This is a genomic window from Zoogloea sp. GDB6, from assembly GCF_056724105.1.
Window position 1 is genome coordinate 2,831,831 of sequence record NZ_CM161497.1, and the last position, 21,449, is coordinate 2,853,279.

The following is a 21,449-nucleotide window of genomic DNA, read 5'->3' on the forward strand; positions in this document are numbered from 1 at the left end:
CAAAGCGGGGCTGTTTCCTTATGCCGACAATCCTGCGAGCCTGGCAGGATCAGAACTCGCCGGCGTAGCCATCCTTCTCGGGGCGCAGCGCCGAACGCACTACGCTCTCGGTCAGCTCCTCCGAGCACAGCTCGATGAAGCGATAGGCGAAACCGCGCAGGAAGTGACCGCGACGCACCGCGATGCGCGTCACGTTCTCCTCGAACAGATGGCTGCTCGGCAGCATCTTGAGGCCCTGGTCGCGGTGCCCGTCATAGGCCATCGAAGCCACGATGCCGACACCCAGCCCCAATTCCACGTACGCCTTAATCACGTCCGCATCGAGGGCCGACATCACCACGTCCGGCGTCAGCCCGGCCTTGGCGAAGGTCTCGTCGATCTTGGTTCGACCGGTAAAGCCCTCGTGGTAGGTGATCACCGGGTATTCGGCGATCGCCTCCAGCGTCAGCGGCTCGACCGACTCCAGCGGATGGCCGGCCGGCACGATCACCGAGTGATGCCAGCCGTAGTACGGAAAGGACACGAAGTCCGCCACGCCGGCCAGCGACTCGGTGGCGATGCCGATGTCGGCACGGCCGTCCTGCAGCATCGTGACGATCTCCGTCGGGCTGGCCTGGTGCAGCACCAGATGCACCTTCGGGAAGGCCTGCTTGAACTGGGTCACCACCCGCGGCAACGCATAACGCGCCTGGGTGTGGGTAGTGACGATGGTCAGCTGGCCGTGATCCTTGTTGCTGAACTGGTCGGCGATGCTCTTGATGTTGCGGGCGTCCATCAGCATGCGGTCCACGATATGGACCAGCTCCTGCCCCGGCTCGGTCAGCCCGAGCAGGCGTTTCCCCTTGCGGATGAACAGCTCGAGGCCCAGCTCGTCTTCCAGGTCCTTGATGTGCTTGGAGACCCCTGACTGGGAGGTGAACAGCGCATTGGCCACCTCCGTCAGGTTGAAATTGCGGCGCACCGTTTCATGAATGATGCGCAGTTGCTGAAAATTCATCAGATCACCCAGTTGGGCGCCTGCTCGGCGCCATTCTTGTCTGCATTGCGTTCAAAAACCCGCAGGCGCGAGGGTACCAGACGAACCGTCTGCCCTTCCTCCAGGCCGAGGCGCTGCACCTCGTCACGGGTCACCTCGACTTCGAACAGCTGGCCGGTCGAGCCGTTGAGCCCGTCGAGCTCCACACGGGCCGTCACGCCGAAAGCCAGGATGCGGCTGATCTTCGCCGACACACCACCGGCTTCCTGCGGATTGACGACGATGTTCAGCTCGTGCGGACGGGCAAAGGCGAACACCTCGGAGCCGGTCGCCAGATCCACCTTGCCCGGCGCCAGCACGTCGTCGCCCACATGCACTTTCTGGCCATCCACGCGGCCGTGGAACAGGTTCACCGAACCGAGGAAGCCATATACGAAGGGCGACGCCGGGTGGCGGTACACCTCTTCCGGCGTGCCCACCTGCTCCACCTTGCCGTGGTCCATCAGCACCACCCGGTCGGCCACTTCCAGCGCCTCTTCCTGGTCGTGGGTCACGAAGATGGAGGTGATGTGCAGTTCGTCGTGCAGGCGGCGCAGCCAGCGGCGCAGCTCCTTGCGCACCTTTGCATCCAGCGCGCCGAAAGGCTCGTCGAGCAGCAGCACGCGGGGCTCAACCGCCAGCGCGCGGGCCAGCGCGATGCGCTGACGCTGGCCGCCGGACAGCTGGGACGGGAAACGATCCGCCACCCAGTCGAGCTGCACCAGCTTGAGCAGCTCGGTCACCTTGGCCTTGATGGCGCTTTCCGACGGGCGCTGGCTGCGCGGCTTCATGCGCATGCCGAAGGCCACATTGTCGAACACCGTCATGTGGCGGAACAGCGCGTAATGCTGGAACACGAAACCCACCTGGCGTTCGCGCACATGGGTGTCGGAGGCGTCGGCGCCATCCAGCAGCACCTTGCCGCTGTCCGCCGACTCCAGGCCGGCGATGATGCGCAACAGCGTGGTCTTGCCGCAGCCGGACGGGCCGAGCAGCGCCACCAGTTCGCCGGTGGGGAAATCCAGCGACACGTCGTTGAGGGCGGTGAAACTGCCGAATTCCTTGCGGATGTTGTGAACCTGGATACTCATGATCTCATTCCTCGGATTGCTGGCTCGACTTGCCGGCCTGATGCTCCACCCAGGTCTTGATGACCAGGGTCACGAGCGCCAGCAGCGCCAGCAGGGAGGCCACCGCAAAGGCGGCGGCAAACTGGTATTCGTTGTAAAGAATTTCCACGTGCAGCGGCATCGTGTTGGTCTGGCCGCGGATGTGGCCGGACACCACGCTCACCGCGCCGAACTCGCCCATCGCACGGGCATTACACAGGATCACGCCGTACAGCAGGCCCCACTTCACGTTGGGCAGGGTCACATACCAGAAGGTCTGCCAGCCCCGCGCACCCAGCACCACGGCGGCTTCTTCCTCGTCGCGCCCCTGGGCTTCCATCAGCGGGATCAGCTCGCGGGCCACGAAGGGGAAGGTCACGAAGACTGTCGCCAGCACGATGCCCGGCACCGCGAAGATCACCTTCATGTCGTGCTCCGACAGCCACGGGCCGAACCAGCCCTGGGCACCGAAAACCAGCACGTAGATCAGGCCCGACACCACCGGCGACACCGAGAACGGCAGGTCGATCAGCGTGATCAGCAGGTGCTTGCCGCGGAACTCGAACTTGGTGATCGCCCACGCCGCGGCCACGCCGAACGCCAGGTTGAGCGGCACCGAGATCGCCGCGGCGATCAGCGTCAGCTTGATCGCCGCCCACGCATCGGGCTCGATCAGCGCAGCGAAATACACATCCCAGCCCTTGCGCAGCGCCTCCACGAACACCGTGATCAGCGGCAGCAGCAGAAAGATGCTGAAGAAGGTCAGCGACAGCGCCAGGATGCCCCACTTCACCAGCGCCGGTTCGCGCGTGGCGGCCTTCGATTCGAATCGGGCGGCGTGATCCGCCGACCCATGCAATACAGCAGCAGCGCCGGACATCAGCGTTCCCTCCCGGTACGTTTGGCAGTCCATGCCTGCAGGCCGTTGATGATCAGCAGCAGCACGAACGAAATCAGCAGCATGACCACGGCGATCGCAGTCGCGCCGGCGTAGTCGTATTGCTCAAGCTTGGTAATGATCATCAGCGGGGTGATCTCGGACACCAGCGGAATGTTGCCGGCGATGAAGATCACCGAACCGTATTCCCCCACCGCGCGGGCAAAGGCCATCGCGAAGCCGGTCATCAACGCCGGCAGCACGGTCGGGAAGACCACGTGGCGGAAAGCCTGCCAGCGGTTGGCACCAAGGCTCACAGCAGCTTCTTCATACTCGGTATCCAGATCCTCCAGGATCGGCTGCACCGTGCGCACCACAAACGGCAGGCCGATGAAGATCAGCGCCACCAGCACGCCCAGCGGCGTGAAGGCCACCTGGATGCCCAGCGGCTCCAGCAGCTTGCCGACCCAGCCGTTCTTGGCGTACAGCGCGGTCAGCGCGATACCCGCCACCGCCGTCGGCAGCGCGAACGGCAGATCCACCAGCGCATCCACCAGGCGCTTGCCGGGGAAGGAATAACGCACCAGCGCCCACGCCAGCATCAGACCGAAGACGGTGTTGATCAGCGCGGCGATCAGCGACGCACCGAAGGTCAGGCGATAGGACGCCAGCACCCGCGGCGACGACACCGCGGCGATGAAGTGATCTGCACCGAGGGAGCCGGCCTTCAGGAACACCGCCACCAGCGGGATCAGCACGATCAGCGACAGCCAGGTCAGCGTGTAACCGAGGCTGAGGCCGAAGCCCGGCAGCACCCGGGTCGAATTCGTCGCAGCCATCAGCGTTTCACCACGATCTGGTCATACACGCCGCCGTCGGCGAAATGGGTCTTCTGCACCGCATCCCAACCGCCCAGCTTGCCTTCCACCGTAAAGGTCTTCACGGCCGGGAAACGGCTGGCGTACTTCTTCAGGATTGCCGGATCGACCGGACGGAAATGGTGCTTGGCGATGATCTCCTGGCCCTCCGGCGAGAACAGGAAGTTCAGGTAGGCGGTGGCCTGCTTGCGCGTGCCGCGCTTGTCCACCACCTTGCTCACCACAGCCACCGGCGCGGCAGCCTCGATGGACAGGGACGGATAGACCACGTCGAACTTGTCGCCACCCACTTCCTGGTCGATCAGCACCGCCTCGTTCTCGAAGGTGATCAGCACGTCCCCGATGTCACGCTGCGTGAAGGTCGTCGTCGCCCCGCGGCCGCCGCCGTCGAGCACCGGCACGTTGGCGAACAGCTTGGTCACGAAGTCCCGCGCACCGGCGTCGCTGCCGGTCTTCTGCAGCGCATAGCCCCACGCCGCCAGATAGGTGTAGCGGCCGTTGCCGGATGTCTTGGGGTTCGGCACGATCACCTGCAGGCCGGGACGGACCAGATCGGACCAATCCTTGATGCCCTTCGGATTGCCCTTGCGTACCAGGAAGATGGTGTTCGTCGTGTAAGGCGCCGCGCCGTGCGGGAAGGCCTTCTGCCAATCGGCCACAACCAGGCCCTGCTTGGCCAGCACATTGATGTCCGGCGTCTGGTTCATCGTCACCACGTCCGCCTCCAGGCCCGACGCCACCGCCTGGACCTGCTTGCTCGAACCACCGTGGGACTGGTTGATCGTCAGCTTCTCCTTCGCCGTGCGCTGCCACTGGGCGATGAAGGCCGGGTTGATGTCCTTGTAGAGCTCCCGCGACACATCGTAGGAGACATTGAGAAGCGTGGCATCGGCCAAGGCCGGCGCCGCCGGCAAGACCATCAGGCCAGCCAGAAAGGCCAGTACAGGACGCAGCGCGGCACGGGTCGGGGACATGGAATTCTCCTGTTTATCGAGTCAGGACCCGAGTCTAGGGAGGAGTCGCGATGCACCAAACCAATAAAAATGGCTTTGTATATTCCTTGGAGTGCAATGGAGGGATATCGAACAGATTTGTGCGTTATAAGCGAGCATCCCCCCACAGGATGTGACACAAAGTAGCAATTCTGAGCACTCGCAGGGATTCACCTCCCCTTCAGAACCCAGTTCTCAATCCGTAAACGGCGTGCAGTCCACCATCGTTCGGCGTCTTGCTTGGCCCAGTCTGCAGTCGGCCATAACCGGCACGTGCCACAACAAGAAACACAGCGCTTCCACCAAAACAGCATCTTTCCACGCTGCAACTTTTTCTAGCGGACACGCCATAACCCCGAAATGACCTACGATGCCGCAGACTGGACCGATGGCTACATGGCCGACATCAACTACACCCACGGCTATTACGCGGAGTTGCATCCGCTGCGCGCGCGGCTCGCCTTCTTGTATGCCGGACTTGTTCCTCCGTCTCTGGGCACCCACTGCGAACTCGGCTTCGGTCAGGGCTTGAGTGTCAATATCCACGCCGCCGCTTCTGCCAGCACCTGGCACGGTTGCGACTTCAACCCTGCACAGGCCAGCCTCGCGCAATCTCTCGCACAGGCGTCCGGCGCGGACGCTCACCTGACCGATCAGGCATTTGCGGATTTCTGTACCCGATCAGACCTGCCGGATTTTGACAGTATCGGCCTGCACGGAATCTGGAGTTGGGTCAGCGACCAAAACCGCGCGGTGATCGTCGATTTCGTCCGGCGCAAGCTCAAAGTCGGCGGCGTTCTCTACAACAGCTACAACACTCAGCCAGGCTGGGCTGCAATGGTGCCCATGCGGGACCTGCTTTCCGAGCACGCCCAGGTCATCGGCAGCGCAGGCCAGGGCGTTGGCTCGCGCATCGAAGAGGCATTGGCATTTGCCGACAAACTGCTGGCCACCAACCCGCACTTCGCTCAAGCCAACCCCCAGATTGCCGACCGCCTCAATAAGATCAAGGAACACGACCTCCATTACGTCGCCCACGAATATTTCAATCGTGACTGGCTGCCCATGTCCTTCTCGCGCATGGCGCAATGGCTGTCACCCGCCAAGCTGAACTTTGCCTGCTCCGCCGTCTATACCGATCACGTCGCGCCGCTGAATCTCACGGCCGATCAAATAGCACTCATGGTAAGCATCAAAGACCCGATCTTTCGGCAGACGGTGCGGGACTTCATGGTCAACCAGGCGTTTCGCAAGGACTACTGGGTAAAAGGAGAGCGCAAGTTGGGCCAACTGGAAAGAGAAGATGCCTTACGAGCCCAAAAGGTCATGCTGCTACGAAAGCGAGCGGATGTGCCGCTACGGATAGCCGGCCCAATCGGTGAGGTCGGAATGCAGGCGGCAGTATTCAATCCAATTCTCGATGTCTTGTCGGATCACGCCCCGAAGACAATCGGCCAGATTGAAGACATCATCAAAAAACAGGGCGTCCTCTTCGCTCAACTAACGGAAGCCGTGATGATCCTGACCGGCGCCGGCAGCCTGGCGGCCGTCCAGGATGACGAGCAGATTTCTGTAGCCCAGACTCACACCAGCCGCCTGAACGCGCTCTTGATCAACAAGGCCCGCGACAGCGACAGCATCCATTTCCTGGCCAGCCCAGTCACCGGCGGCGGGATCGCAATGAATCGAATTCAGCAGCTTTTCCTGCTGGCCAGGCAGAAGGGGCTCACCCAGCCGGCCGAATGGGCTCACGAGATTTGGCAGACCCTGCAGGCGCAGGGGCAGAAACTGACGCACGAAGGAAAGACCCTGGAGAGCGCCGAGGAGAATATCGCCGTCCTTACCAAGCAAGCACGGGAATTCATGGAGGCGCACCTTCCCATACTTCAAGCATTAAAGATTGCATAGATTCAGAATCACGCACGCCCAGCCACAGCCTGGTCACGGTTAGACTCGCTCCGTTAACGCCACAGTCCACTTAATGTCGAAGACTTTTCATTTCATCTCCGGCCTGCCACGCTCGGGCTCAACCTTGCTGGCGGCCATTCTCAAACAGAATCCGCGCTTCCATGCTGGAATGACCAGCCCGGTTGGCGCTCTGTTCTCGGGAATGCTCTATCAGTTCTCAGCCGGCAGCGAATTTGGTCCGGTGATTACGCAAAGTCAGCGCAGGAGTCTGGTAAAGGGTTTATTCCAGTCCTATTACGAAGATCACTCCGACAAGGAGGTGATCTTCGATACCAACCGCATGTGGTGCGCCAAATTGCCGGCACTGCAGGACCAGTTTCCGGGCTGCAAGATCATCGCTTGCGTACGCAACGTCGCCTGGATCATGGACAGCCTGGAGCGACGCTATCGCGCCAACCCCTACGAACTGACTCGCCTGTTCAATGACGATGTGGAGCGCAACACGGTTTATAGCCGTGTCGATACCCTGGCCCAACGCAACCGTCTGGTCGGTTATGCCTGGGCGGCTCTGAAAGAGGCGTTTTACGGCGAACACGCGGAATCGCTGCTGTTGGTGGACTACGATCTGCTGGCGGCAGCCCCCCACAAAGTCATCCCCCTCGTCTACCAATTCCTGGAAGAGCCATCGTTCGACCACGATTTCAACAACGTGCAATATGACGCCCCGGAGTTTGATGCTCCGCTGGGTGTGCACGGGCTACACAAGATCCGTCCGCAAGTAGGAATTGAAACGCGCACCACGATTCTCCCGCCGGACCTGTTCGAGCAATACAGCAAACTGTCCTTCTGGAAAGACCCCTCGGGTAGTCGCAGCAACGTCATCACCATCAAATCCGCCACCGAATAAAAGGCCCCCAGTAATGAATGCCCCAGCGACGAGCAATGCCCAAGACATCAATGCAGCCGCAGATGACACCAACCATGTCCCGAAGAAGGTGCTGGTAGTCGACAGCCGCTTGCCCGACTACCAGAGCATCATCGCTGCCGCTGAGCCTGGTGTAACGGTGATCGTGCTCGACAAGGACCAGGATGGGGTCAAGCAGATCGCCGACGCCCTCAAGGGCATGAGTGGCATCGACTCGCTCAGCATCGTGTCGCACGGCGATCACGGCATGGTGCTGCTGGGCAACGGGCCCCTGCATGGCGGCAACCTCGCGCAATATGCGGATGAGTTGCACAGCATCGGTCAAGCCTTGAGCGCCGACGGCGATATCTCACTGTACGGTTGCGATGCAGGCGCCGGCGCCGACGGACAGGCATTCATTCAGGCCCTGGCTGCAGCCACCGGGGCGGATGTAGCAGCCTCCAGCAATGACACTGGCGCAACCAGCCTCGGGGGCGACTGGAACCTGGAAATCACAACCGGGAGTGTGCTTTCCACTCCCGTCCTTGATATACAGAAGCTGGAGCAATGGGATCACCTCGCCAGCACGGCCAGTGTCAGCACCCGCGCTGAATTGGTGAGTGCGATCGCCGCCGCTGTCGGCGATGGTCAGGACGACACGATCACCTTGACCGGCGATATCACTTTGGCATCGGCACAAACAATAAGCATCGCTGTCACCGATGGCCACACGCTGAGCATTGTCGGGGGTGGTCATATGCTCAGTGGCGGCAATGCGACACGGGTGCTGAGCACCAGCACCACCAACAGTGGCTCAACCATTTCCCTGCAGAACCTGACCATTGCCAATGGATTGGTATCGGGAGCCGGTGGCAACGCGCTCTCATCGGGAGCCGTTGCCGGAGGAGATGCACTAGGTGCGGGCATTTCCAATACGGGTACGTTGAACATCAGCGGTGTCACTTTTTCCGGCAATAAGGCAGCTGGTGGTGGCGGCGGAGCGGCGGGGCCTGGTGGGCAAAGCGGTGGTGGTGGCGGCGGCGGCGGCTTTGGCACCACCAACGGCGGCGCTGGCGGCAGCAATGATGGTTATTCCGCCGGCTCTGCATCAGCCGGAACGGGCGGACACGGCGCAGGAACCAATAGCGACCCCGGAATCGGCGGCGGAGGAGGTTCTAGCGGCGGGAGCAGCAATGGCGGCGCAGCAGGCTCGCTCTCTGGAGGGTCCACCGGTGGCATGGGTGGAAATGCGAATGCCGGCGCAGGGATTTCGATCGGCGGCGGCGGCGGCGGCGGCGGCAATTACGCATCCGGTGCCCGCGGCGGCAATGCAGTGGGAGCAATCTACAACAATGGCGGCATCATCACGATTTCGGGCAGTACCTTCACCAACAACATCGCCGCAGGCGGTGGTGGCGGCGGCGGTTCTGTCTATGCAAACTTTCCTGGCAATGGCGGAGACGGCGGTTACGGCGTTGCCGCCATATGGAACAAGTCAGGCACGGTAAGCGCCGACGCGGCAACCAAGACATCGATCTCAGGCGTAACCAACGTCGGTGCAGGTGGGTCCGGGGGTTACGCCAAGGGCGGCGGCGGCGTATCGGGTGCGAACAGAGGTTCGAACCAGACACTCGGCACGATCAGCACACTTGCGGCGTCCACCATCACCGACGCCACCTATGACGCCAGCACCAACACCCTGGCGGTCACTGCAACGGGCCTGACAAAAGGCGACACCATCGTCGCCAACAAACTGACGCTGACCGGTGACAACGGACAGACCTATACGCTGACCTCGGGCAACGTTACCGCCAGCAGCGCCAGCGCGTTCTCGATCACGCTGAATGCAGCGGATCAACTTGCGGTGGAAGGCTTGCTGAACAAGACCGGCGCGGCCTCGTTCGCCAGTTCCACGACATATAACCTATCAGCCGCGTCCGGCTGGGACTCCACGGCGGCATCCGCCCCCGCTGATACAACCAACGCCATCACCGTCAGCAGCGTCTCTTCGCCCTCCATCACCTCGGCCACCTACGATGCCTCCACCGGCGTCCTGGTCGTCAATGGCTCTGGACTGGTCGGCAATGCCTCAGGCAGTGACATCACCGTCGGCAACCTCACCCTCAAAGGCCAAGGCGGCAGCACCTACACTCTGACCTCCAGCAATGTCGAGGCCAGCAGCACCACCGGCTTTTCCGTAACCCTGAACGCAACCGATCAGATCGCGGTCAATGCCCTGCTGAACAAAAACGGCACCACCGCGCTCGACTCGACAACATTCAACATCGCGGGGGCCGCCGGCTGGGATTCGGCGCTCGCCAGCGATGACCTCACCGGCAACGGCATCACCGTCTCTGGCGTCAAGGTCAACACCCTGCCCAGCATCACCGCCGGCACGACGACCGCCTTCACCGAGCAAACCCCCATCGCGGTGGCAGACAGCCTCATCCTCAACGACGCCGACGGCAACGCCGACTGGAACGGCGGCACCCTCCAGGCCCAGATCACCGCCCACAACGAGGCTGCTGACACGCTCTACCTGCCCACCAGCAACCCCGGCAACAACGGCATCTGGGTGGATACCACTGGCAACAAGCTGATGGCCGGCAGCACCCAGATCGGCACCGCCAGCGCCGCCGCCGTCACCAACGGCAGCACCCTGACGCTGAGCTTCAACGCCAGTGCCACCAATGCGCTGGTCCAGGCTGCGGGCCAGGCGCTGCTTTTCAACAACACCAGCGACACCCCGGGCACCAGCAACCGCACCGTCACGCTGACCGCCACCGACAATCACTCGGGTTCCAGCGCCACCACCCAGACCATCACGGTGAGCGCCGTCAACGACGCGCCGGTATTGGATGCATCCAAGTCCCCGGGCCTGAGCACGATCCTGCAGGATTCCGGCGCCCCGACCAACGGCAGCACGCTCGGCAGTACGCTGGTGTCGGCCCTGATCGATGCCGGCGGTACGCTGTCCAATTTCTCCGATGTAGACGGCAGTTCACTCGGCATCGCGATCACCGGCGTCAGCACCCATGGCACGCTCTACTACTCGACCGATGCCGGCGCCCACTGGACACTGGCTGGGGCCCTCTCTGCAAGCAGCGCCCTGCTGCTGGCGGTCGACGCCAACACCCGTCTGTACTTCAAGCCCAACACTGGCTATAGCGGCACGCTGAGCGACGCCCTCACCTTCAAGGCGTGGGACCAGACTGGCGGCTACACCAACGGCCAGAGCGGCGTGGACACCAGCGCCAGCTACACTACGCAGCTGACCGGCAGCTACGACTTCTCCACCGTCAACACCAACTGGACCGCCAACAAGGTGGCCCTCAACGGTAACCATGCCTACGTCACCGACGGCGGCGGCGTGCTGCATGTCATCGATATCAGCAACCCCGCCAGCCCCAGCCAAACGGGCATCCTGACCGCGACGGACTCCGGTGCCTCGTTCCTGGGCGTGGCGATCAGCGGCAACTATGCCTACGTTGCGGACAACAATTACGGCCTGCGCGTCATCGACATCAGCAATCCGGCCGCGCCCGTTCTGACGCACACGCTCGGACTGACCAATCTCGACAACACCACCTCCGCGACCATCTCTTCCATCACGGTGAGCGGGCATTACGCCTATATCGGGGCGAACGGTGGCGGCTTGCAGATCATCGATATCAGCACCCCGGCCAACCCTGTTGTCACCAAGAAGGTCGATCTCGTTGACGCAACCCCCAACGGTTACCCCAGCTCCGGCAGCGCCTATGAAGTAGCCATCAATGGCAACTACGCCTACGTTGCCAACAACAACGGCAACGACTCGCTGATGGTCGTTGACATCAGCGACCCGGCCAACGCCCACGTCGTCAGCGGGCTCAATCTGGGAGGCTATCGCGTTAACCTCGCGATCAGCGGCCACTATGCCTACGTTACCGATGGCAACCACTCCGTCGATATCGTCGATATCACCGACCCGCTCCACCCGAGCAAGGTGGGCAGCATCACGGCCAGCGCGACTCCCTACGGCCTGACTGTCGCCGGCAACACCGCTTACGTCACCCTCGACTCCAACGGGATCCAGGTCTTCGATGTCAGCGACCCGGCCCATCCCAGCCTGCTCACCAGCTACGACACCGATGGCGGGGCCCGGAGCGCGACGTTCAGCGGCGGTTACGTCTACGTCGCCGATTTCACCAAAGGCCTGAAGATCCTCCATGTGGATCCGCCCAACAGCGCGTTCTCCAGCACCAGCGACACCGTAAGCCTGGACGTCAGCACCCCGCCCACAATCACCAGCGCCACCTACGATGCCAGCACCGGCACCCTGGTCGTCACCGGCACCGACCTGGTCTCCATAGCTGGCAGTAACAATGACATCAGCACCAGCAAACTGACCTTCACGGGTGAAGGCAGCGCCACCTACACCCTGACATCCGGCGATGTGGACATCACCAGCGCCACCAGCTTCTCCATCACTTTGAATGCCACAGACCAAGCAGGTCTGGCTGCGCTATTTACCAAATCCGGTACAACTGCCGCGGATAGCACCGTTTACAACCTGGCTGCGGCAGACAGTTGGGACAGCATCACCACGAGCGTGGACATATCGGACGCGGTCAGCCCCGTATCCGTAAGCATCCCCGCACCCAGCGTCACCCAAGTCAAGCAGACTTCCGGCGATGGTTCTTACAAGGCAGGCGACACGATTACGGTCGCCGTGTATTTCGACCAAAACGTCGATGTCGATATCGGCGGAGGGATTCCGCGCCTACAACTGGAAACCGGCAGTATCGACGAATACGCGGTCTACACATCCGGTACCGGCAGCAAGGTACTTACGTTCTCTTATACGGTCCAGGCAAACGATAGCAGCACCGATCTGCAGTACATCGGAACAAATGCCCTGGACCTCAACGGCGGCGCCATCATGGCAGCCAGCGACAGCTCGGTCGATGCCACTCTGACTCTGCCCGACCTCACCAGTGGCAACTCATTGGCTGAGCTCAGCGCCATCATTGTCAACACCACCGCGCCCAGCACCCCCAGTACCCCGAACCTGGGCAGCGCGGACGACACCGGCAGTTCCAGCTCCGACCACATCACCAGCAACAGCACGCCCACCTTCACCGGCACCACCGAAGCCAACGCCACCGTCACCCTTTACGACACCGACGGCACCACCGTGCTGGGCACAGCCACCGCCGACGGCAGCGGCAACTGGTCCGTCACCAGTTCCAAGCTGGCCGAAGGCGCACACGACATCAGCGCCAAGTCTTCTGATGCCGCCGGCAACAGCAGCTCTACGTCCTCGACGCTCAGTGTGACCATCGACACCACGGTCCCCAGCACACCGGCCGCACCCACCCTGTCCGTCAGTACGGACTCCGGGGTTTCCAGTTCGGATGGCATTACCAAGCACACAACCCTGGATTTCTCCGGTACCACGGAGGCCTTTGCTAGCGTTAGCCTTTTCGACACTGACGGCAAGACGGTCATCGGCACCACCACCGCCGACGCTTTGGGCCATTGGTCTGTCACGACCTCCAGCCTCAGTGAGGCTACGCACAGCATCACCCTCGACGTAACCGACCTGGCCGGCAATGTAAGTAAGGCTTCGGCAGCCACGTCGGTGGTGATCGACAACACTGCGCCGACCCTGGCCAGCGACATCACGATCTCTGACAGCGCCCTCAAGATCGGCGACACCGCCACTGTCACCTTCAGCTTCACCGAAGCCGTCTCCGGCTTCACCACCGCGGATGTAACGGTCGCCAATGGCAGCCTGTCCAAGCTGAGCAGCAGCGACGGCGGGCTTACCTGGACCGCCACGCTGACCCCGGACGCCAGCACCACCGACGCCACCAACGTCCTCACGCTGGACTACACGGGTATCAGTGATCTGGCCGGCAACGCCGGCATGGGCTCCGCCGACAGCGGCAACTACGCCGTCGACACGGTCCGCCCGAGCCTCGCGTCGAGCATCGCGATTTCGGACACGGCGCTCAAGATCGGCGACACCGCCACGGTTACCTTCACCTTCACCGAGGCCATCAGCGGTTTCACCACCGGCGACGTAACGGTCGCCAATGGCAGCCTGTCCAAGCTGAGCAGTGCCGACGGCGGGCTTACCTGGACCGCCACCCTCACCCCGAGCGCCAGCACCACCGACGCCACCAACGTCCTCACCCTCGACTACAGCGGCGTCACCGATGCGGCCGGCAACGCGGGGAGCGGCAGCGTCGATTCGCCGAACTACGCGATCGACACGGCGCGCCCCACCCTTGCGTCGAGCATCACACTCTCCGACACCGCCCTCAAAATCGGCGACACCGCCACCGTTACCTTTACATTCACGGAGGCCGTCAGCGGCTTTACCACGGCCGATCTGCTTGTGGACAACGCCACGCTCAGCGGCTTGAGCTCATCGGATGGCGGTGTGACCTGGACCGCCACCCTGACCCCCGACGCCGCCAGCACCGCCGCCAGCAACGTCCTCACCCTCGACTACAGCGGTGTCACCGATCTGGCCGGCAACGCCGGCACGGGCTCCGCCGACAGCGGCAACTACACGGTCGACACCGTCCGCCCGAGCCTCGAGTCGGACATCACGATTTCGGATACGGCGCTCAAGATCGGCGACACCGCCACCGTCACTTTCGCCTTCACCGAGGCCGTCACCGGCTTCACCACTGCGGATGTAACGGTCGCCAATGGCAGCCTGTCCAAGCTGAGCAGCAGCGACGGCGGGCTTACCTGGACCGCCACGCTGACCCCGGACGCCAGCACCGCCGACGCCACCAACGTCCTTACGCTGGACTACACGGGTATCAGTGATCTGGCCGGCAACGCCGGCACGGGCTCCGCCGACAGCGGCAACTACGCCGTCGACACGGTCCGCCCGAGCCTGGCCAGCGACATCACGATCTCAGACACCGCCCTCAAGATCGGCGACACCGCGACCGTCACCTTCGCCTTCACCGAAGCCGTCACCGGTTTCACCACCGCCGACGTGACGGTCGCCAATGGCAGCCTGTCCAAGCTGAGCAGTGCCGACGGCGGGCTTACCTGGACCGCCACGCTGACCCCGAGCGCCAGCACCACCGACGCCACCAACGTCCTCACCCTCGACTACAGCGGCGTCACCGATGCGGCCGGCAACGCGGGGAGCGGCAGCGTCGATTCGCCGAACTACGCGATCGACACGGCGCGCCCCACCCTCGCGTCGAGCATCACACTCTCCGACACCGCCCTCAAAATCGGCGACACGGCCACCGTTACCTTTACATTCACGGAGGCCGTCAGCGGCTTTACCACGGCCGATCTGCTTGTGGACAACGCCACGCTCAGCGGCTTGAGCTCATCGGATGGCGGTGTGACCTGGACGGCCACCCTGACCCCCGACGCCGCCAGCACCGCCGCCAGCAACGTCCTCACCCTCGACTACAGCGGTATCAGCGATCTGGCCGGCAACGCCGGCACGGGCTCCGCCGACAGCGGCAACTACACGGTCGACACCGTCCGCCCGAGCCTCGAGTCGGACATCACGATTTCGGATACGGCGCTCAAGATCGGCGACACCGCCACCGTCACTTTCGCCTTCACCGAGGCCGTCACCGGTTTCACCACCGCCGACGTAACGGTCGCCAATGGCAGCCTGACCAAGCTGAGCAGTGCCGACGGCGGACTTACCTGGACCGCCACGCTGACCCCGGACGCCAGCATCAGCGACGTTACCAACCTGCTCACCCTGGACTACAGCGGTCTTACCGATGCCGCGGGCAACGCCGGCACGGGCTCTGCCGACAGCGGCAACTACGCGGTCGACACCGTCCGCCCGAGCCTGGCCAGCGACATCACGATCTCCGACACCGCCCTCAAGGTCGGCGACACCGCGACCGTCACCTTCGCCTTCACCGAAGCCGTCACCGGTTTCACCACCGCGGATGTGACGGTTGCCAATGGCAGCCTGTCCAAGCTGAGCAGTGCCGACGGCGGGCTTACCTGGACCGCCACGCTCACCCCGGACGCCAGCACCACCGACGCCACCAACGTCCTTACCCTCGACTACAGCGGCATCGCCGACCTGGCGGGCAACGCCGGCACGGGCTCCGCCGACAGCGGCAACTACGCCGTCGACACGGTCCGCCCGAGCCTCGAGTCGGACATCACGCTGTCCGACAGCGCGCTCAAGATCGGCGACACGGCCACCGTCACCTTCACCTTCACCGAAGCCGTCTCCGGCTTCACCATCGCGGATGTGACGGTCGCCAATGGCAGCCTGACCAAGCTGAGCAGCAGCGACGGCGGGCTTACCTGGACCGCCACGCTGACCCCGGACGCCAGCACCACCGACGCCACTAACGTCCTCACGCTGGACTACACGGGTATCACCGACCTGGCTGGCAACGCCGGCACCGGCACGGTCGACAGCGGCAACTACACGGTCGACACCGTCCGCCCGAGCCTCGAATCGGACATCACGATTTCGGATACGGCGCTCAAGATCGGTGACACGGCCACCGTCACCTTCACCTTCACTGAAGCCGTCAGCGGCTTCACGATTGCCGACGTGACGGTGCCCAACGGTACCCTCTCCAGCCTCAGCAGCAGCGACGGTGGCCTCACCTGGACCGCTACGCTGACCCCCGACGCCGGCATCACCGACGCCACTAACCTCCTCACGCTGGACTACACGGGTATCAGTGATCTGGCCGGCAACGCCGGCACGGGCTCCGCCGACAGCGGCAACTACGCCGTCGACACCGTCCGCCCGAGCCTCGCGTCGAGCATCGCGATTTCGGACACGGCGCTCAAGATCGGTGATACCGCGACCGTCACCTTCGCCTTCACCGAAGCCGTCACCGGTTTCACCACCGCGGATGTAACGGTCGCCAATGGCAGCCTGTCCAAGTTGAGCAGTGCCGACGGCGGGCTTACCTGGACCGCCACGCTGACCCCGAGCGCCAGCACCACCGACGCCACCAACGTTCTCACTCTCGACTACACGGGTATCAGTGATCTGGCCGGCAACGCCGGCACGGGCTCCGCCGACAGCGGCAACTACGCCGTCGACACGGTCCGCCCGAGCCTCGCGTCGAGCATCGCGATTTCGGACACGGCGCTCAAGATCGGCGACACCGCCACGGTTACCTTCACCTTCACCGAGGCCATCAGCGGTTTCACCACCGGCGACGTAACGGTCGCCAATGGCAGCCTGTCCAAGTTGAGCAGTGCCGACGGCGGGCTTACCTGGACCGCCACGCTCACCCCGGACGCCAGCACCGCCGACGCCACCAACGTCCTTACGCTGGACTACACGGGTATCAGTGATCTGGCCGGCAACGCCGGCACGGGCTCCGCCGACAGCGGCAACTACGCCGTCGACACCGTCCGCCCGAGCCTGGCCAGCGACATCACGATCTCAGACACCGCCCTCAAGATCGGCGACACCGCGACCGTCACCTTCGCCTTCACCGAAGCCGTCTCCGGTTTCACCACCGGCGATGTAACGGTCGCCAATGGCAGCCTGTCCAAGCTGAGCAGCAGCGACGGCGGCATCACCTGGACGGCCACGCTGACCCCGAGCGCCAGCACCACCGAGGCCACCAACGTCCTCACCCTCGACTACAGCGGCGTCACCAATGCGGCCGGCAACGCGGGGAGCGGCAGCGTCGATTCGCCGAACTACGCGATCGACACGGCGCGCCCCACCCTCGCGTCGAGCATCACACTCTCCGACACCGCCCTCAAGATCGGTGATACCGCCACCGTCACCTTCGCCTTCACCGAAGCCGTCACCGGTTTCACCACCGCGGACGTGACGGTTGCCAATGGCAGCCTGTCCAACCTGAGCAGCAGCGACGGCGGCCTCACCTGGACCGCCACGCTCACCCCCAGCGCCAGCACCACTGACGCCACCAATGTCCTCACGCTGGACTACACGGGCATCGCCGACCTGGCGGGCAACGCCGGCACGAGCACCGCCGACAGCGGCAACTACACGGTCGACACCGTCCGCCCGAGCCTCGAGTCGGACATCACGATTTCGGATACGGCGCTCAAGATCGGTGACACGGCCACCGTCACTTTCGCCTTCACCGAGGCCGTCACCGGTTTCACCACCGCCGACGTAACGGTCGCCAATGGCAGCCTGACCAAGCTGAGCAGTGCCGACGGCGGACTTACCTGGACCGCCACGCTCACCCCGGACGCCAGCATCAGCGACGCTACCAACCTGCTCACCCTGGACTACAGCGGTCTTACCGATGCCGCCGGCAACGCCGGCACGGGCTCTGCCGACAGCGGCAACTACGCCGTCGACACGGTGCGCCCGAGCCTGGCCAGCGACATCACGATCTCCGACACCGCGCTCAAGATCAGCGACACCGCCACGGTCACCTTCGCCTTCACCGAAGCCGTCACCGGTTTCACCACCGCGGATGTAACGGTCGCCAATGGCAGCCTGTCCAAGCTGAGCAGTGCCGACGGCGGGCTTACCTGGACCGCCACGCTCACCTCCAGCGCCAGCACCACTGACGCCACCAACGTCCTCACCCTCGACTACAGCGGCATCGCCGACCTGGCGGGCAACGCCGGCACGGGCACGGTCGACAGCAGCAACTACGCCGTCGACACGGTCCGCCCGAGCCTGGCCAGCGACATCACGATCTCCGACAGCGCGCTCAAGATCAGCGACACCGCCACTGTCACCTTCGCCTTCACCGAAGCCGTCTCCGGTTTCACCACCGCGGACGTGACGGTTGCCAATGGCAGCCTGTCGAATCTGAGCAGTGCCGACGGCGGCCTCACCTGGACCGCCACGCTCACCCCGGACGCCAGCATCACCGACGCTACCAACCTGCTCACCCTGGACTACAGCGGTCTTACCGATGCCGCCGGCAACGCCGGCACGGGCTCCGCCGACAGCGGCAACTACGCCGTCGACACGGTCCGCCCGAGCCTCGCGTCGAGCATCGCGATTTCGGACACGGCGCTCAAGATCGGCGACGCCGCCACGGTCACCTTCGCCTTCACCGAAGCCGTCTCCGGTTTCACCACCGCGGATGTAACGGTCACCAATGGCAGCCTGTCCAAGCTGAGCAGTGCCGACGGCGGGCTTACCTGGACCGCCACGCTCACCCCGGACGCCAGCACCACCGACGCCACCAACGTCCTCACGCTGGACTACAGCGGCGTCACCGATCTGGCCGGCAACGCCGGCAGCGGCACGGTCAACAGTGGCAACTACGCCGTCGACACGCAGCGCCCGACGGCGACGATCGTGATATCCGACACGGCCCTGAAGATCGGTGACACGGCCACCGTCACCGTCACCTTCAGCGAAGCCGTCACGGGCTTCACCAATGCCGACCTGAGCGTCGCCAACGGCGCCCTGTCCGCGGTCAGCTCCAGCGATGGGGGCACCACCTGGACGGCCACCTACACACTGACGGCCAGCATCGAGGACGCCACCAACCTCATCACGCTGGATAACACCGGCATCACCGATGTGGCCGGCAACGCCGGCACCGGTACCACCAGCAGCAGCAACTATGTCGTGGATACCAGTGCGCCCGCAGCCCCTGGCATCGATGTCATTGCCGCGGACGACATCATCAACGCCATGGAAGTCGGCACCACCCTCACCGGCAGCAACGAATCCGGCGCCACCGTCGCGCTGAACCTGGGGGGCAACACGCGCCAAGCCACCGTCACCGGAACGAGCTGGAGTTACACGCTGGTCGCTGGCGACATCACGGCCATGGGAGAGGGCACCAAGACGATCAGCGCAACCCAGACCGATGCGGCCGGCAATGTCGGCAGCACCGCAACACGCAACATCACGGTCGATACGCTGGCACCGAATACCCCCTCTGCGCCGGACCTGACCTCCGGCAGTGATACCGGCGGCTCCTCCACCGACAACCTGACCACTGTCACGGCTCCGACCTTCATTGGCTCCGCTCAAGCCGGCATGGCCGTCGTCCTCTACGATACCGACGGCAGCACCTTGCTCGGCTCGACCCTGGCCGATGACAGCGGCCTCTGGAGCATTACCGCCAGCGTCCTTGGCAACGGAGTCCATACGCTGACCGCCAAAGCCGTCGACACAGCGGGCAACTTCAGCCCCGCCTCTCCCGGCCTGTCCATCACCATCGACACCGGGGACGACGGCGACAACGTTCCGTCATCCACGGAACAACTCGTCCCGGTGCTCGAAGCCGGCGGTGTCACGGGGGATGGCAACGGTGATGGTGTTGCCGATGGCCTGCAGGCCAATGTCACGTCGATACAGTTCCTCAATACCGACACCGCCCAGAGCCATCCAGGCGATGCCCCTCCGGTCTTCGTGACCCTCGTCAGCGACTCCATCGACGGCAAGACCGATACGACCCAGGCGACCCCGGCGGTCCTCAAGGCCGTTCAACAACTGGACGCCCCAACCGACAAGCCGGCCGACCTGGCCATGCCGCTGGGGATGATCGGCTTCCAGGCCGACATCGCCACCGTTGGCGGGACGGAGCACTTCAGCCTGTATGTGGATGGCAGCATCCCCATCAACGGCTACTGGAAGCAGAACGCGGCCGGTGACTGGGTCAACCTGGCCAGCGCCCAATACGGTGGCCAGGTCGTCACCGAGGGCGGCAAGACGCGCCTGGACTTCCAGATCACCGACGGCAGCGAGTTCGACAGTGACGGAATCAAGAACGGCGTGATCAGCGATCCGGGCGCCCCCGGCTATCGGGCCAACGGTAGCGACAGCGACCACGATCAATTCCCCGACGCACTGGAAGCCGCCAATGGCCTGACCGTCGGCACCAAGGACAACGATGTCTTCGGCAGCACGAAGTTCTTCGTGATGCAGCTCTATCGCGACACCCTGTTCCGTGAAGCGGAAAGCGGCGGCCTGAACTACTGGATGGATCAGATCGGCTCAGGGGCGCAGACCCGCGAAGAGGTCGCTTTCCGCTTTCTTGAGTCGCCCGAGTTCCAGAGCGGTGCGGGCGCCATCACGCGGCTTTACCTCGGAGCCTTCGGTCGCCTGCCCGACAAGGCGGGGATGGACTACTGGATGGCAGAACGTCTGGCCGACCACAGCCTCGCGACGATCAGTGCGGACTATTCCGGAAGTACCGAGTTCAAGAGCCTGTATGACGGGCTCGACAACGCCGGCTTCGTGGCACAACTCTACCAGCACGTTCTGGAGCGGGCCCCGGACACAGCCGGCCAGGCCTACTGGCAGGATCGCCTGGCGGGCGGGACCAGCCGCAGCGAGGTTATGCTGGAGATCACCCAGTCCGTCGAAGCCCAGGCCCAGACTGCTCAAGCCGTGGGCGTCACGCTGGATTACGTCGGTCTGCTGGGACGTACCCCCGACCAGGCCGGCTTCGACTACTGGATGACGAACCTGCATAACGGCATGGCCGCCGTGGACGTCATCGGCCTATTCACGCAGACAACCGAGTACCACGACCGCTTCCTGCCGTAAAACGCAGGGGCTGCGCTTGCAGCTCTCCGCACGCCCCACAGCACATCTCCTGGGAGAGCACCTCCCAGGAGATGTCGCCTGCTGGCAATTTGATCTCTCACGACTTCATTCCCAGACACAGCCCCAACGCCATATCCGTTCTCCGTGGCGATGGGACAAGCACGTCCATCTACTGCTCGGCCTCAATCCACAAGAGCTCAAAACCGCGCAATTACAATTACTCATGATTGTAAAGAGCATCCTGTAGAGGCACAGGCCTAGAATTTCATTCGAGAACATTGGC

General features: G+C 63.6%; 8 protein-coding genes. 3 read left to right on the top strand and 5 right to left on the bottom strand.

Going from position 1 to position 21,449, the window contains the following annotated elements:
* Positions 1–49: 49 nt before the first annotated feature.
* From AC1PQG_RS12850 to AC1PQG_RS12870, 5 genes are read right to left on the bottom strand one after another with little or no spacing between them, the layout of a single operon-like run.
* A complete protein-coding gene (locus tag AC1PQG_RS12850; RefSeq protein ID WP_481122919.1) occupies positions 50–997 on the bottom strand; it encodes a CysB family HTH-type transcriptional regulator in 948 nt (315 codons plus the stop codon).
* The gene (locus AC1PQG_RS12855) at positions 997–2,106 is read right to left on the bottom strand and encodes a sulfate/molybdate ABC transporter ATP-binding protein (RefSeq protein WP_481122920.1); all 1,110 of its coding nucleotides are present in this window, start codon (positions 2,104–2,106) and stop codon (positions 997–999) included. The genes AC1PQG_RS12850 and AC1PQG_RS12855 overlap by 1 nt, the downstream gene beginning before the upstream one ends.
* Before the next feature lie 4 nt (positions 2,107–2,110).
* Positions 2,111–3,004 carry a sulfate ABC transporter permease subunit CysW gene (cysW, locus tag AC1PQG_RS12860; RefSeq protein WP_481123004.1) on the bottom strand — a complete coding sequence of 298 codons (894 nt, stop codon included), beginning with the start codon at positions 3,002–3,004 and terminating at the stop codon, positions 2,111–2,113.
* Positions 3,004–3,840, bottom strand: coding sequence for a sulfate ABC transporter permease subunit CysT (gene cysT, locus AC1PQG_RS12865; protein ID WP_481122921.1), 837 nt, complete (start codon positions 3,838–3,840; stop codon positions 3,004–3,006). Before cysT ends, cysW begins: the two co-directional genes overlap by 1 nt.
* Positions 3,840–4,853: a sulfate ABC transporter substrate-binding protein gene (locus AC1PQG_RS12870; protein WP_481122922.1), complete on the bottom strand. Its 1,014-nt coding sequence runs from the start codon at positions 4,851–4,853 to the stop codon at positions 3,840–3,842. The genes cysT and AC1PQG_RS12870 overlap by 1 nt, the downstream gene beginning before the upstream one ends.
* A gap of 378 nt (positions 4,854–5,231) precedes the next feature.
* Between AC1PQG_RS12870 and AC1PQG_RS12875 the strand changes: the two genes are divergently transcribed.
* From AC1PQG_RS12875 to AC1PQG_RS12885, 3 genes are all read left to right on the top strand, one after another.
* Positions 5,232–6,779, top strand: coding sequence for a methyltransferase regulatory domain-containing protein (locus AC1PQG_RS12875; RefSeq protein ID WP_481122923.1), 1,548 nt, complete (start codon positions 5,232–5,234; stop codon positions 6,777–6,779).
* Positions 6,780–6,852: 73 nt separating this feature from the next.
* Entirely contained in the window at positions 6,853–7,686 is an 834-nt protein-coding gene (locus AC1PQG_RS12880) for a sulfotransferase (RefSeq protein ID WP_481122924.1), read from the top strand.
* 13 nt (positions 7,687–7,699) lie between these two features.
* Positions 7,700–21,166, top strand: a complete 13,467-nt coding sequence (locus AC1PQG_RS12885) for an Ig-like domain-containing protein (protein ID WP_481122925.1) — start codon at positions 7,700–7,702, stop codon at positions 21,164–21,166.
* Positions 21,167–21,449: the final 283 nt, after the last annotated feature.